The sequence below is a fragment of the Parabacteroides massiliensis genome (assembly GCF_900155425.1).
Taxonomy (GTDB): Bacteria; Bacteroidota; Bacteroidia; order Bacteroidales; family Tannerellaceae; genus Parabacteroides; species Parabacteroides massiliensis.
In genome coordinates this window covers 399,475-414,488 of record NZ_LT700191.1, presented here as the reverse complement: position 1 = coordinate 414,488, position 15,014 = coordinate 399,475, and the positions used below count along the sequence as shown (strand labels likewise).

10 protein-coding genes and 1 CRISPR repeat array are annotated in these 15,014 nt (G+C 47.3%); of the genes, 2 read left to right on the top strand and 8 right to left on the bottom strand.

All coding sequences use genetic code 11. From position 1 onward, the window contains the following. Positions 1 to 92: 92 nt before the first annotated feature. Positions 93 to 1,372: direct repeats of the CRISPR family, unit length 32 nt; unit sequence GTTTCAATCCACGCATCCGTAAAGGATGCGAC. Between the two features lie 267 nt (positions 1,373 to 1,639). Further along, positions 1,640 to 2,935, top strand: coding sequence for an MATE family efflux transporter (locus BQ9893_RS12725; RefSeq protein ID WP_075966376.1), 1,296 nt, complete (start codon positions 1,640 to 1,642; stop codon positions 2,933 to 2,935). Between the two features lie 90 nt (positions 2,936 to 3,025). On the opposite strand, the gene BQ9893_RS12720 is transcribed toward BQ9893_RS12725, so the two are convergent. From BQ9893_RS12720 to BQ9893_RS12685, 8 genes are all read right to left on the bottom strand, one after another. Then, complete coding sequence (locus BQ9893_RS12720; RefSeq protein ID WP_075966375.1) at positions 3,026 to 4,732, bottom strand: acyl-CoA dehydrogenase family protein; 1,707 nt, start codon at positions 4,730 to 4,732, stop codon at positions 3,026 to 3,028. A 4-nt stretch (positions 4,733 to 4,736) separates the two neighbouring features. Continuing rightward, positions 4,737 to 5,756 (bottom strand): electron transfer flavoprotein subunit alpha/FixB family protein, encoded by a 1,020-nt coding sequence (locus BQ9893_RS12715; RefSeq protein ID WP_075966374.1) that lies wholly within the window; start codon positions 5,754 to 5,756, stop codon positions 4,737 to 4,739. Positions 5,757 to 5,812: 56 nt separating this feature from the next. Next, positions 5,813 to 6,718 carry an electron transfer flavoprotein subunit beta/FixA family protein gene (locus tag BQ9893_RS12710; protein ID WP_075966373.1) on the bottom strand — a complete coding sequence of 302 codons (906 nt, stop codon included), beginning with the start codon at positions 6,716 to 6,718 and terminating at the stop codon, positions 5,813 to 5,815. A gap of 156 nt (positions 6,719 to 6,874) precedes the next feature. After that, on the bottom strand, positions 6,875 to 8,248 hold the full coding sequence (locus tag BQ9893_RS12705; protein ID WP_075966372.1) for an MFS transporter: 1,374 nt from the start codon (positions 8,246 to 8,248) through the stop codon (positions 6,875 to 6,877). Between the two features lie 104 nt (positions 8,249 to 8,352). Beyond that, entirely contained in the window at positions 8,353 to 11,205 is a 2,853-nt protein-coding gene (gcvP, locus tag BQ9893_RS12700; protein WP_075966371.1) for an aminomethyl-transferring glycine dehydrogenase, read from the bottom strand. 57 nt (positions 11,206 to 11,262) lie between these two features. Next, the gene (locus BQ9893_RS12695) at positions 11,263 to 11,901 is read right to left on the bottom strand and encodes an MBL fold metallo-hydrolase (RefSeq protein ID WP_075966370.1); all 639 of its coding nucleotides are present in this window, start codon (positions 11,899 to 11,901) and stop codon (positions 11,263 to 11,265) included. Further along, positions 11,898 to 12,569, bottom strand: a complete 672-nt coding sequence (gene rsmG, locus BQ9893_RS12690; RefSeq protein ID WP_081415461.1) for a 16S rRNA (guanine(527)-N(7))-methyltransferase RsmG — start codon at positions 12,567 to 12,569, stop codon at positions 11,898 to 11,900. The genes BQ9893_RS12695 and rsmG overlap by 4 nt, the downstream gene beginning before the upstream one ends. A 36-nt stretch (positions 12,570 to 12,605) precedes the next feature. Beyond that, positions 12,606 to 13,460: a DUF3298 and DUF4163 domain-containing protein gene (locus BQ9893_RS12685; RefSeq protein WP_075966368.1), complete on the bottom strand. Its 855-nt coding sequence runs from the start codon at positions 13,458 to 13,460 to the stop codon at positions 12,606 to 12,608. Between the two features lie 446 nt (positions 13,461 to 13,906). Here BQ9893_RS12685 and BQ9893_RS12675 point away from each other — a divergent pair, with 446 nt between their 5' ends. After that, on the top strand, positions 13,907 to 14,908 hold the full coding sequence (locus BQ9893_RS12675; protein WP_139322608.1) for a hypothetical protein: 1,002 nt from the start codon (positions 13,907 to 13,909) through the stop codon (positions 14,906 to 14,908). The last annotated feature ends 106 nt before the right edge of the window (positions 14,909 to 15,014 follow it).

The following is a 15,014-nucleotide window of genomic DNA, read 5'->3' as shown; positions in this document are numbered from 1 at the left end:
TATTCTAATCAATCTTCTTACAAAAGTATTATAATAATTATATCCGCAAAGGACGTACCCCCTGCGCCGTTTGAGAGATCAAGCGTATAGATGTTTCAACCCACACATCCGTAAAGGATGCGACGCCTGCCGATGCTCTCCACCCGGATTCCCGACACGTTTCAATCCACGCATCCGTAAAAGATGCGACAGAAAACGGTCTCGACAATTCGCCGGACGAAACGGTTTCAATCCACGCATCCGTAAAGGATGCGACTGTGTGGATGGGATTTGCCCCGGCTGCAAGTTAGGTTTCAATCCACGCATCCGTAAAGGATGCGACTACTTAGTGTGCTGCCGCTATACGACAACGCGCTGTTTCAATCCACGCATCCGTAAAGGATGCGACCCCTCGCATTGCAAACCTTCAGTCCCTGCGTCTGTTTCAATCCACGCATCCGTAAAGGATGCGACACAATTCAATTACTTATTGGCCGAAGCCCTCTGAGTTTCAATCCACGCATCCGTAAAGGATGCGACGGACAGCCACTATTTCGGGTGGATCGGGCAGTTGGTTTCAATCCACGCATCCGTAAAGGATGCGACCAATTCGATACGACTATCTTAGCCAAATGAACAGTTTCAATCCACGCATCCGTAAAGGATGCGACTGATCACAGACCAGCTGATGGCAGGCCTCGATGTTTCAATCCACGCATCCGTAAAGGATGCGACACTCGCCTTGCGCTGCTCTTTCTGCAAACCGGCGTTTCAATCCACGCATCCGTAAAGGATGCGACGTACAGCAGTTTTTTTTTAATTTTATGTCTAATGGTTTCAATCCACGCATCCGTAAAGGATGCGACATGGCTGATACGACTTCTTTTACTTATTACGATGTTTCAATCCACGCATCCGTAAAGGATGCGACATATCTTTACCTGGTCCTTTGAGTTGGCAGCAAAATGTTTCAATCCACGCATCCGTAAAGGATGCGACGTGCCTTGTTTCTTCATTCACATTAGCACGGCAGGTTTCAATCCACGCATCCGTAAAGGATGCGACTGATATGGAATTGCAGGATTTGACTTTTAACAAAGTTTCAATCCACGCATCCGTAAAGGATGCGACTCGAAAGGAGTGGTATATGATAATAAATGGCAAGTTTCAATCCACGCATCCGTAAAGGATGCGACACAAGGCTATACGGGGACTTCATTCGCGACAGGAGGTTTCAATCCACGCATCCGTAAAGGATGCGACCCACGGTTTGTCTTTAAGGTCAAAGACTTTTTAGTTTCAATCCACGCATCCGTAAAGGATGCGACTTACCTCTACAGGTTCGTCATTTAAACCACCATGTTTCAATCCACGCATCCGTAAAGGATGCGACTCCATGTTTATGAAAAGCTTTATTGATAACACTTTTAACTTATAATTTTGCGAATGATAAAGTAGAAAAATGATAAATGTTCATATTCTCTAAATAAATCTGTAAATGTATGATTTATAGGGAATGCGAACATCCAACGTTTTTTACAATCACTTAGGGTTCGCGTTTTTGTTTGTTATTGAAACATAAGTGTAATCATGTTATTTTATAAGTAATCTGTAACTTTGCCGACAAAATTAGGAATAGTTTTTTTAGATACGATAAATAATGAATAAAAAGATACTTCAGTTAGCACTTCCTTCTATTGTTTCCAACATAACAGTTCCTCTGTTGGGGTTGGTCGATGTGGCGATTGTCGGACATTTGGGTGCCGCTTCCTATATCGGGGCGATTGCGGTAGGTGGAATGTTGTTCAATATTATTTACTGGCTGTTCGGTTTCTTGCGGATGGGAACGAGCGGGATGACCTCGCAGGCTTTGGGAAGACGGGATCTCGGGGAGGTGGCGAGGGTTTTGTACCGCTCAGTCGGTGTCGGGATTCTGATTTCTCTGGTTCTGCTTCTGCTCCAATATCCGATACGCGAACTCGCTTTTTCCCTCTTGGATACGACAGATGAGGTGGAGCGGTTGGCTGCCTTGTACTTCAATATCTGCATATGGGGCGCACCGGCTGTGCTGGGGCTGTATGGCTTCTCCGGGTGGTTTATCGGAATGCAGAATTCCCGTTTCCCGATGTTTATTGCGATCACCCAAAATATAGTGAACATCATGGCGAGCCTGATTTTTGTCTTTGTGTTCGGCATGAAGGTGGCAGGGGTTGCGACGGGAACACTGATCGCCCAATATGGGGGCTTCGGGATGGCCGTATTCTTGTGGTGGGTATTTTATCGGAAGCGGCTGAATGTTCGTGTTTGTTGGCATGAGGTTTTGGATAAGGCCGCCATGCGTCGTTTCTTCCGGGTGAATGGGGATATTTTCTTTCGTACGCTTTGCTTGGTGGCAGTTACTGCCTTTTTTACCTCTATGGGTGCGCGGCAGGGTGATGTCGTTTTGGCTGTTAACACCTTACTGATGCAATTATTCACGCTTTTCTCCTATATTATGGATGGTTTTGCCTATGCAGGCGAGGCTTTGACGGGGCGTTATATCGGTGCCCGGAACAAAACGGCCCTTGACCGGATGATCCGTCTGTTGTTCGGTTGGGGAATCGGGCTGTCCCTTTCGTTTACCCTGCTTTATGGGGTAGGGGGAAAAGGTTTTCTCTCTCTTCTGACAGATGATTCGGACGTCATACAAGAGGCCGGAATCTATTTCTATTGGGTGCTGGCAGTCCCGCTTGCCGGCTTTGCCGCCTTTCTTTGGGATGGCATCTTGATCGGTGCGACGGCTACCCGCCTGATGCTTTATTCGATGCTGGTCGCCTCCGGCTCTTTCTTTTTGATCTGTTACCTCTTTTTCGGGATAATGGGAAATCACGCCTTATGGATGGCATTCCTGGTATATTTATCTTTACGCGGCATTATGCAATGGGGGTTGTGGCATCATCAAAATGAATTACCGTAATCGATCGTATGGCCATTGATAAAATAAAAGGGGGTGTGTCCTTGTCAACACACCCCTCTTTCCTTTATGGGAAAACAATAATGTCTATTATTATTGTCTGTAGCTTGCTAATTCGTCGGCATTGAAATTCAGGATGAAGCTGCTGTGTTTTTCCACTTCTGCTTCAACATAATTCAAGTATACGACAGCTGATTTTGCAAACAATTCGGGAGCTTTCGTCGCATCTTGAACCAGCAGGTGAGCCATGATGCAGTCGGCAGCCATTTCCATCAGCCGGCGGGCAACAAAGTCGAGCAATTCCTGGTTTTGGGCTTCTTTCACCTTGTTCATGCAGGCTTCGAGCTTATTGGCCATTTCAACCAGGCGGATTTTCAACGGGTCCATTTCCGGTGAAGACGGGATTGTTTCGAATTCACGGATGGTAGCCAAATAAGAACCGTTGGTCACGTAGCGGATGGCTGCAACTGTCTGCAACTGTGTCGTACCCTCATAGATGGAGGTGATGCGGGCATCCCGATAGATGCGTTGACAAGCATATTCCAACATGAAGCCCGAACCACCATGGATCTGGATACAGTCGTATGCATTCTGGTTGGCATATTCGGAGTTCATACCCTTAGCCAACGGAGTGAAAGAGTCAGCCAGTTTGGCATATTTCTTCTGTTCCTGACGTTCTTCCGGAGTCAGCTTGCGTTCGCGGGCAATGTCGTCCAGCGCTTTGTATATATCCACATAGCGGGAGGTCTGATACAACAATGCGCGGCCGGCATCCAGCTTCGCTTTCATGATAGACAGCATGTCATAAACGGCCGGGAATTCGATAATCGCCTTACCGAATTGTTTACGTTCCTTCGCATAAGCCAATCCTTCGTTGTAGGCGGCTTGGCTCAGACCGACAGACTGTGCGGCGATACCCAGACGGGCACCGTTCATCAGCGCCATCACATATTTGATCAAACCTAATTTACGATCTCCGCAAAGTTCGGCTTTTGCATTCTTGTAGACCAACTCGCATGTAGGCGAACCGTGAATACCCAACTTGTTTTCGATACGGCGGACATCCACGCCTCCTTGACGCTTGTCATAGATGAACATGGACAAGCCACGTCCGTCTTTCGTGCCTTCTTCCGAACGGGCCAGGACCAGGTGAAGGTCTGCATCTCCGTTTGTGATGAAACGTTTCACGCCGTTCAGACGCCAGCAATTTTCTTTCTCGTCGAAAGTAGCTTTCAACATCACGGATTGCAAGTCGGAACCCGCATCCGGTTCTGTCAAGTCCATAGACATCGTCTCTCCGGCGCAGATACGCGGAATGAAGCGGCTATGCTGGTCTTCGTTTCCGAATTCATATAATGTCTCGATACAATCTTGCAACGACCAGATGTTTCCGAATCCGGCATCGGCGGCAGCCACGATTTCGGCGCACATGGTGTACGGTGTGATCGGGAAGTTCAAACCACCGAAACGGCGCGGCATCGTCATGCCGTTCAGGCCGGCTTTCACCATCGCGTCCAGGTTCTGCTTGGTCCCCGAAGCATATTCCACACGTCCGTTTGCACAATGAGGGCCTTCTTCGTCCACGCCTTCGGCATTGGGGGCGATGATATCGCCTGTGATTTCACCTGTGATTTCAAGCACTTTGTCGAACGAGTCCATTGCATCAGCATAATCTTGCGGTGCATAGTCGAACTCTTCTTTATCTCTGTAATTGCGTTCTTTCAGTTCGCAAATACGTTCCATCATCGGATTGTTCAAGTGATACTTGAGTTCCGGAATGTCTGTATAATAATTTGCCATCTCTTTACTTGCTGTTCTGTTTGTAATACTTAATCATCTTCGGGATCACTTCCTCAACGGTGCCGTTGATCACGTAGTCGGCAATCGTGTTGATCGGAGCGTTCTCGTCGTTGTTGATAGAGATGATGATACCGGCATCTTGCATACCTGCAATGTGCTGGATCTGCCCGGAGATACCGCAAGCGATATACAATTTCGGACGGACCGTCACACCCGTCTGGCCGATCTGGCGGTCATGGTCGCAGAAACCGGCATCAACGGCCGCACGGCTGGCGCCCACTTCGGCATGAAGTTCCTTGGCCAGTTCGAACAACATGTCGAAACCTTCCTTGGAGCCCATTCCGTAGCCGCCGGCTATAACGATCGGTGCGCCTTTCAGGTTATGTTTGGCCTTTTCTACGTGGCGGTCGATGACTTTTACGACATATTCCGTCTCAGGAACATATTTGGCGACGTCGTGGTTGACCACTTCGCCTTTATAATCGGCATCCAGGATCTCTTTTTTCATCACGCCTTCGCGTACGGTCGCCATCTGAGGACGATGTTCGGGGTTGATGATCGTCGCTACGATGTTACCACCGAAAGCGGGACGGATCTGGTATAGCAGGTTCTCGTATGTTTTACCAGCTTTCTTATCTTCGTGCGAACCGATTTCGAGAGAGGTGCAATCGGCGGTCAGACCGCTTGTTAGGGCTGAAGAAACACGGGGACCTAAGTCGCGTCCGATAACTGTCGCACCCATCAGGCATATCTGCGGTTTTTCTTCCTTGAAGAGGTTGATCAATATAGAAGAATGAGGAAGAGAAGTGTATGGGAACAGACCCGGAGCATCGAAAATATGCACCTTGTCCACACCATAAGGCATCACCTGCTTTTCAATCCCTTCCAGTCCGGAACCTGCTACGATGGCTTCGAGTTGGCAGTTCAACTGATTGGCTAACTTGCGACCTTTGGTCAGCAATTCGAGGCTTACATCGGCAACCGTCGTACCTTCAAGCTCACAATATACAAATACGTTATTCATATAGTTCAATCTTTTTTACCGTATGTGATTGTCAATTGTCAATTATTAATTGTCAATTATCCAATCGTATGGTTAGCTAACAGTTCGACAATCAAATCTTCCACATCCTTGTCCGAACCGGTCAGCGTTTTGCTTTCCTTTGCCTGGAACACGATGTTCTGAATGGCTTTCACCTTTGTCGGAGAACCGGACAGACCGCATTGAGCGAGATCTCCGTCTACGTCGGCAACACTCCATTCCGGAATATTCAGATACGGACGTTTTTCATACAACTCGGAGTATGATTGTGCCGATGCACCTTCCGGATGGCAGGCAGGAGCGGAGGCTTTTTCCTGGGCGCCCAATGCCCGTTTGTATTTCATCACCAGTTTGGCGTTGCGCGGACGGCAGGGGGCTGCCGAACCATTGACCGTAATCACGATGGGGAGCGGGCCTTCTACGGTTTCGACACCGCCGTCGATATGCCGTTTCACTGTGATGTTGCGATTCTTTTCGTCTACGTTCAGGATTTCTTCGGCATATGTGACCTGTGTCAATCCCAACTTTTCAGCAACTTGAGGACCTACTTGTGCCGTATCGCCGTCGATAGCCTGGCGTCCTCCGATGATAATATCGTAGTCGCCTATTTTTTTGATCGCCGTGGCAAGCGCATAGGACGTTGCCAATGTATCGGCACCGGCAAATGCACGGTCGGTCAGCAGATATCCACCGTCTGCTCCCCGATATAAACCTTCACGAATAATTTCAGCTGCACGTCCCGGGCCCATTGTCAACAGGGTTACCGTAGTTCCCGGATAGGCGTCTTTCAAGCGGAGGGCTTGTTCTAATGCGTTCAGATCTTCCGGATTGAAGATTGCGGGAAGAGCGGCACGGTTGATAGTACCGTCCTCTTTCATCGCATCCTTTCCCACATTGCGCGTGTCCGGAACCTGTTTCGCCAATACAATAATTTTTAAACTCATATTATAGGAATATTAGATTTCTATATTTGGATATTTGTTCATATTAACCTTCTAAATACTGACCTGCAAAAGTAATCAAACATTCTTTATATCAAAGAACTTTCGTCTGGAATCTGCACACTTTAGGTTTTTTTGAGCATATTCTTTCGATATCTCCTATCTTGCATCCAGCCTTTTCACGACCTGTCCGTAGATGATCAGGGCGAATGCTGAAACCAACGCGATTGCTCCGAAGTAGTACCAGATGTAATGGGCATGGGCGCTTGCCGCGACCCATTCTTCGTGTGTATTGAACAGGGTCGGTTCAGGGCAATATTTGCTTAGCAGGAATCCGGACAGCCCGAATCCCAAAATAGAAGAAAGGAAAGAGTGCAGATGGCTGAATCCCAGATAAAGCCCTTCTTCTCCTTTCGGGGCCTGCAAAGAGAAATATTCGAGGAAACGCGGAGAGATAAAAGTCTCGGCCAGACCCTGGAATACAATGCCGACCACCATCATGAAGGCGACCGGGTGCATACTCAGGATAGTCGAACTGCCGTCCAGCATATTGCCGGAAGCCATACATAGAGCCGATACCGGCATGATGAACATCCCGATAGTCATAGACGTCAGAGCCGTTCTCTTCCGCATCAACTGGGTGACCAGATTGACCGTCAACACTACCACCAACGGATTGACATTCGCGTACCACGAAGGAGAAGCCCCTTCGCCTGCCAAGCGGAGCACGTATTTAGGCATTGTCGCATATAACTGGTGTTGTACCATCCAGAATCCCGTAATGATCAGGATCAGGGTTATAAGACGTCCGTTGCAACATACTTTGATTAGTGCCTGCCAGATTTGGCTGAATGTTTTTCCTTCACCACTGTGTTGGTTGCTCTTGTAGAAGAACCAGATCGCGAGTAAAGCCAGAAATGTCATGGAAGCGGAGAAGTAGTTCAGCGTGATAAACCCTTCGTTTCCGAGAGCTTCGCGGAGTGGTTTGACTATCGTCTTGCCGGAGAATGCTCCGATATTGACCATCGCGTAAAAGATGGAGAACCCCTTGGCACGGGTTTCGGGAGTCGTCTCTTTGGCTACCGTTCCGGAAATCACGCTCTTGATGAAGGCGCCGCCACATACGATCAGAATCATGATCGGGATAATTCCATATTGAAGGTTGCTTTCCAACAATCCCGTAAACGTGGTGCTCGTTCCGTATTGCACCAATCCGGCGGATTGCAGCCAGGTCGGATAGACGGCCAATCCCAAATACCCGAACGTGAGTAGGGTAAAAGCGATTAACATGGAGTTACGGAAACCGATCTTGTCGGCAAGGGCTCCGGCAAACGTGGGGAGCAGGTAGAGGCAGGCGGAAAAGATTCCGGCGATACCGGCGGCCTGAATGTCGTTGAATCCGAGGATCCGGCTGAGATAGAGGGTGATTACGATGAAAACACCGTAGTACGCGGCACGTTCGAAGAGTTCAACAGTGTTTGCTACCCAAAAGGCTTTACTGAATTTGATTTTCTCTTTAGTTGTCGTGTTCATAGAATTTGTTGTTTGTTATTGAAAAAAATAACGCAAACGGCGGAGAATGCAGGTGAGAAAATAAGAGCTGCATCGTCGTGCCGTTTGCGTTATACGGGTTTATATTAATTTTCGCATGCGCAAAGTGTCGGGATCAGGTTTCGGTCGCCATACGCATTGTCCACACGGGCTACATTCACCCAGAATTTACTGTCATGCAACCAATCCAACGGGAAGGCGGCCTTGCTACGCGGATATTCGTGTTTCCATTCATCGGCCGTAACTTCGTATTCCGGATGAGGTGCGTTCTTCAAAACGTTGTCTTCCTTCGAAGCCTTGCCTTCTTCCACTTCCTTGATTTCGTTCCAGATACATTCCATAACTTCGACGAAACGGTCCAGTTCGGCTTTGCTTTCGCTCTCGGTCGGTTCGACCATCAGAGTGCCGTGGACGGGGAAGGAAAGAGTAGGTGCGTGGTAGCCGAAATCCATCAGACGCTTGGCAATGTCGCCTTCATCGATGCCCGAACGTTCTTTTACGGTGCGGCATTCCAGGATCAGTTCGTGACCGACGCGGCCTGTGGCACCTGTATAAACGATTCCGTAAGTGTCTTTGAATTTAGCCGCCAGATAGTTTGCGTTCAGGATTGCAGTCTTGGTGACCGTCTCCAACCCTTCTGTTCCCAACATGCGGATATAAGCATATGTGATCGGCAGAATGCCCGCACTGCCGTAAGGAGCGGCGGAGACTGTGTTCAGGTCGTTGCCCCACAATACCGGATGTTGCGGCAAGAACGGAACGAGATGCTCGGCAACGCAGATCGGACCTACGCCGGGACCGCCGCCGCCGTGAGGAGAAGAGAAAGTCTTATGCAGGTTCAGGTGGCAGACGTCTGCTCCGATGGTACCCGGATTGGTCAGGCCGACTTGTGCATTCATGTTGGCTCCGTCCATATACAGCTGACCGCCGCAAGCGTGAACGATGTCGCACATTTCCTTGATGTCCACTTCGAAGATACCGTGAGTGGATGGATAGGTGATCATGCTGGCAGCCAAGTTGTCCTTGTTGGCTTCGGCTTTTGCACGGAAATCTTCCAAGTCGATGTTACCCTTGTCGTCACATTTTACCGTAACGGTCGTGAAACCGCACTGGATCGCACTTGCCGGATTCGTACCGTGGGCAGAGGCAGGAAGCAGGACGATGTTGCGATGTCCCTGTCCGATGCTTTCCAGGTAAGCCCGGATTACGCGCAGACCTGTATATTCGCCGGCGGCCCCGGAATTCGGTTGTAACGTACAGCCTTTGAATCCGGTGATCTCGCACAAGTAAGCCGATAAGTTCTCGATCAGTTCCGTGTACCCTTCGACTTGGTCTTCCGGCGCATACGGATGTATATTCATGAATTCCGGACGACTGAGCGGAAGCATGGTCGATGCCGGATTCAGTTTCATCGTACAAGAACCTAAGGAGATCATGGACTGGGCCAATGAAACATCCTTGCGTCCTAAGCGGGTGATGTAGCGCATCAGCTCCGTTTCTGTATGATATTTCTTGAATACGTCTTCTTGCAGGAATTCGGAAGTACGGGTGAATTTCGGGTCGAAATACGTCTTTTCAGGAACAGCTTCTTTCAGCATGTAATCCTTTCCGGCTGCTCCGGCGAAAATATACAGCAATACGCCGAGATCGGTCGGTCCGGTTGTCTCGTCCAAGCTGATGCCGACCTGTCCGGCTTCGAAATAACGCAAGTTCACCTTGCATTCCAATGCGATCTCGCGGAGGGCATTGACGGATACGTGTTCCGGCAATTGGATTTTCAGCGTGTCGAAATAGTCTTTGTTCAATTGCTTGTAGCCCAACTTCTCCAGTTCTCCAGCCAGGAAACCGGCAGAAGCGTGTATGCGGCCGGCGATGTTCTTCAATCCTTCGGCACCGTGGTAAACGGCGTAGAAGCCTGCCATTGTGGCCAGTAGGGCTTGAGCGGTACAGATATTGGAAGTCGCTTTTTCACGTTTGATATGTTGTTCGCGTGTTTGCAAAGCTAAGCGATAAGCAGCATGTCCATAGGCGTCTTTGGAAATGCCGATGATACGTCCGGGAATGGAACGCTTGTATTCGTCTTTCGTTGCAAAGAATGCAGCAGACGGGCCGCCGTAGAACATCGGGATACCGAAACGCTGGCTGCTTCCGAACACGACGTCTGCTCCCCATTCTCCAGGAGGAGTCAGCAGGACAAGGCTCATCAGGTCGGCGGCGACGGCGACACGTGCTCCGCCGGCATTGGCACGCACGATAAATTCTTTATAATCTTCGATCGAACCGTCGGCATTCGGATACTGGACGATTGCCCCGAACACGTCCGGAGTAAATTCAAATGTCTTGTAATCGCCCGTAACCACCTTGATGCCTTGCGGAATCATACGTGTGTTGATTACGGCCTGTGTAGAGGCAAATACGTTTTCATCGACAAACAACGTGTTGGCTTCTGCTTTCACTTGCGCACGGCTACGGCTTCCGTGGAACATGGTTGCCGCTTCGGCTGCGGCTGTCGCTTCGTCCAACAGGGAACAATTAGCCAACGGCAGGCCGGTCAGTTCTGCAATGACAGTCTGGAAATTCAATAATGCTTCCAGACGTCCTTGTGAAACTTCTGCCTGATACGGAGTGTAGGAAGTGTACCAAATCGGGTTCTCAAATACGTTACGCTGGATAGGCGCGGGGCAAACCGTGTCGTACCAGCCCATTCCGATGTAGGAAGTAAAGACTTCATTCTTGGATGCCAGCTCCGAGATATGCTCTGCGAACTCACGTTCCGTCATGGGTTCGGGAAGGTTAAGCGGCTCTTTCAAACGGATATCGGACGGGATGGTCTGATCGATCAACTCGTCAACCGATTTGACGCCGATGGCTTGCAGCATGGAAGGAATGTCCTCAGCCGAAATACCAACATGGCGGTTTACAAATTTATTTGTGTCCATAATATTATGATTTATGAATTATGAATTATGATTTCTGAATTTTTTCTTAGTTGTCAATTATAAATAGGGGTTATTAAACTTCTCATCAATGACTCTTGTCTCCGGTCCGTGTCCCGGATAGATTATTGTCTCGTCGGGAAGCGAGAGGAGCTTGTCCCGGATGGCGGCAACCAATACTTCCTGGTTCCCTCCCCAGAGATCCGTACGGCCGATGCTCCCGGCAAACAATGCATCGCCGACAATCGCAAAACCGTTCTTTTGGTTATAGAAAGCGACACTTCCGGGCGAATGTCCGGGAACGGTCAGCACTTGAAGTTCGGATGTGCCGAACTTGATGATTTCGCCTCCTACGATATATTTTTCAATCGGAACGTTCTCGACATGCTGACGGAGCCCGAACAGCTTGGCTTGTTCGTCCGGAGAGGGCAGTTTTTCTACATCAAGCTTGTTCGCTTCGGGGCCCAAACCGTATGTCTTATGGATAAAACCATTTCCGAATACATGGTCCACATGCAGATGCGTGCAGAGCAAATGTTTTAATGTCAATTTGTTCTCAAGGATAAAGTCGGTTAGTTCCTTTTCCTCTTCCTTGCGACAGCAACCGCAATCGATCAGCACGGCTTCGCGTGTCTCATCATATAGCAGGAATGTGTTTTCCTGGAAATAATTGAACTCGAACGATTTTATAGTAATCATAACGGTACGTAAACAACTTTTTTAGTTTGGAAAAATTCTTCTTTAAAATGGTCACTCAGGTTGAGGCTGACAGCTTGTTTGCGGAATGGCAATATTTCATGCTGCAACTCTCCTCCCTTCAAGCAAATCAAACCATTAGGAAGTGCATTTTGTTGTTCCTTTTTTATATTCTTACGAGCAATTTTTACCAGATCGGCCAGCGGCATGACGGCGCGGCTCACGACAAAGTCGAATAATTGTTTTTCCTCTTCGGCGCGACAATGGCGGAAGGTGACGTTTTTCAGGCCGATCGCTTCGGCTACGGCTTGTCCGACTTTGATCTTTTTTCCGATACTGTCTACCAGATGGAACTCTACTTCGGGAAGCAGGATCGCAAGAGGTATGCCGGGAAAACCTCCTCCCGTACCGATATCCATGATATTCGATCCTTCTTTGAATTTCAGCATCTTCAAGATGCCTAACGAATGGAGCACGTGGTGCAGGTACAGATTCTCTATATCTTTGCGTGAAATAACATTGATTTTGGAATTCCAGTCTGAATATAAATCAAACAAGGCTTCTATCTGTTCCTTTTGTGTATCGGTCAGTTCCGGAAAATAGTTCTTTAGAATTGACAATTGAGAATTGACAATTGATAATTGGGGGAGAAGTGTTGCGTTGTTATCCATAGATATATGTATAGGATTTTTATTATATTTAAATTGTCAATTCTCAATTGTCAATTGATATATCGGACTGTCTTTCTTCAATAGATATTGGATTTCCGCGTAAGGCAAGAATACGTTTGTTTCTCTTACCACGTAGGCGGCGATCTCATATTCATTAAAGGTGTATGTGATACCGTCTCCATCGACCAGGAAATTTCCGTTCGGGAAGATTTCCTCGACACTGAAGAAACCGATGTTTTCCAGGTCTTTCGGATTTTCCACCTTGTTTTGTTTGGCTATATGATCGATTAATATCTGTGCGAGGCTATCCTGGAAGTTTTCGATGAAAATATCTTCTTCCGTGATCGCATTGCCTGTTTTCAGGTTGATCACATGGTTGTTGTAAGCATGCGAACCGTGTGCACCGCCTGTATAGTTTTCAAAACTTACGGTATAACTTAGGATGTTATTCTGGTTGTAGGCGATTTCATCCGACGACATTTCGAAATAAGAGAACCAGGCTCCGACCGGCAGATCGTCTTTCTTTTCCAACTCCGTCTTGAAATCGGTTTCCAGTTCTTTATAGTTGTTCAGATAATCTTCCGTGTACTTGGCGACCGCCTCTTCGGGAGGCAGGCCCTCGTAATTCTCGCCGAAGTAGGCGAGGACGAAGTCATTCTGTATCTTTTTCAGAATCTCTTTATCGGGAAATTGGGTGGGATAGGTGAAGTTCAATTGCAGGTTGCAATTGGGGTTATCAGGATTATCCAGCAGATGGTAGGTCCTATCCACCCGGATAGAATCAAATTTGATGTCATTATCGGCCGTTTGCTTGGTGTTGGTGTTGCAACCGGCTACGATCATTCCTAAAAAGAAAAGCGCCATCAGGCTTTTGCTTATTTGTGTACTCATAGGAGTCATAGATTTTAGATAATACTTTTAAATGCAAATGTAAGCGTTTATCTTGTAATAAACGAATGGCAGGTTCCTTTTTTCAGCGTCGGCAACATCAAAATGATCTTGATAGGCAACTTTTTTGATGCGCGATAAAACCTGTTTTTCAAGTAGAAAAATACAATATGCCCTCCTGAAAACCAATAAATGATTATGTCGTTGATATTTAGTTGGTTGCAGATTTATGTGTTTATTAAAAAATATTACATGCAAGGGTAATTTGAAATAAACGGGATAGAAAAGCAAAATATATGCCAGGCTGTTTCGATTTGGACCAATGGGTATTCATGCGTTTATTACAATAAGGTCAAAAAAAGACAATAAGTTCATACATGACAGCTATAGGGTGATCCATGGAAAAAAGAAGTATATTTGTTGCTAATCAACAATTAAAGTTCAACGTTATGAAAAAAATCTATTTCCATTCTCTTCTTTTGGCGATTTATACCGTTTTGTTTGTCTCTTGTTCTCCATCGGCGCATGAGGTGGTGTATAAAGATGCGGCTGTTACGATTGTTTATGATGATATCACCACGGATTTTCCCGGCGAAGTATTCGTCTCGGACAATTATTTGATCTGGACGGATCCGTTCGGAGAAGAAGAACAAGCGCATATAATTGATAAAAAGAGTTATAAGGAGATAGGCAAATGTGTCCGGCGTGGGCAAGCTCCCGGAGAGTTTTCGATGGCAACATATTGTGTGGCTGACAACGACTTGCTTCTGGTGGGTGATATCAACAAGAACCAGTTGCATACCTATTCGATGGACAACTTGAAATTGGGCCGTCCGGCTTTACTCAAGCAAGAAGAAAAAGAAACTGTTAGAAAAATGCCGCTGATCGCCGTCACACCTGAGGATTTGCTTGCTTTCGATCCGATGAATGCGCAATCGTTTCTTTATAAAGGAAAGCATTTCGGTAAACCGTTGTTTGAGGAAGAAATAGAAAACTTGTTCGATGTAGTGCAGGGAACTTTGGCTTATCAGCCGGATAAAGGATTGCTGCTTTACGCTCCGTTCAACATTAATTATATGGCGGCTTATCAAAAGAAAGGAGATAATTTTGAACTTTTGTGGGAAAAAAGGGGAGAACAAACTTACCGGCAAACCGGAAATAAGATCAAACCGGATATGACAAAAATGAATATGGCCCAAGTCGTATGGACAAAAGATTATATAGTCACGTTGCAACGCGACTATAAAACGGACCCGGTTGACGAATCGACTATCGGCCGGGACGAGACGAAGCTTCCGAAAACCATCTTTGTATATGATTATGAAGGGAATCTCCTGCAAATACAGGATTTAAAGATGCCTACGCTCCGAATCGGGGCAACGCCGGGCGGAAACGATGTTTATGCCATTGTTGTGAATCCGGAATTCTGTTTGGCTAAGGTTGAGTTGTAAATGTTTTAAACGAAAATAAACGCTAATTAGGCAACCTTTTGAGAAAAAGGTTGCCTAATTCTACTTGCGAAACGAACAAATCCCCTATATTTGCAACGTGTGTACG

Coding starts and splice junctions, on each gene's coding strand:
- BQ9893_RS12695 (WP_075966370.1), bottom strand. CDS start 11,901: ATGATTACTATAAAATCGTTCGAGTTCAATTATTTCCAGGAAAACACA.
- BQ9893_RS12675 (WP_139322608.1), top strand. CDS start 13,907: ATGAAAAAAATCTATTTCCATTCTCTTCTTTTGGCGATTTATACCGTT.
- gcvP (WP_075966371.1), bottom strand. CDS start 11,205: ATGGACACAAATAAATTTGTAAACCGCCATGTTGGTATTTCGGCTGAG.
- BQ9893_RS12725 (WP_075966376.1), top strand. CDS start 1,640: ATGAATAAAAAGATACTTCAGTTAGCACTTCCTTCTATTGTTTCCAAC.
- BQ9893_RS12705 (WP_075966372.1), bottom strand. CDS start 8,248: ATGAACACGACAACTAAAGAGAAAATCAAATTCAGTAAAGCCTTTTGG.
- BQ9893_RS12720 (WP_075966375.1), bottom strand. CDS start 4,732: ATGGCAAATTATTATACAGACATTCCGGAACTCAAGTATCACTTGAAC.
- rsmG (WP_081415461.1), bottom strand. CDS start 12,569: ATGGATAACAACGCAACACTTCTCCCCCAATTATCAATTGTCAATTCT.
- BQ9893_RS12685 (WP_075966368.1), bottom strand. CDS start 13,460: ATGAGTACACAAATAAGCAAAAGCCTGATGGCGCTTTTCTTTTTAGGA.
- BQ9893_RS12715 (WP_075966374.1), bottom strand. CDS start 5,756: ATGAATAACGTATTTGTATATTGTGAGCTTGAAGGTACGACGGTTGCC.
- BQ9893_RS12710 (WP_075966373.1), bottom strand. CDS start 6,718: ATGAGTTTAAAAATTATTGTATTGGCGAAACAGGTTCCGGACACGCGC.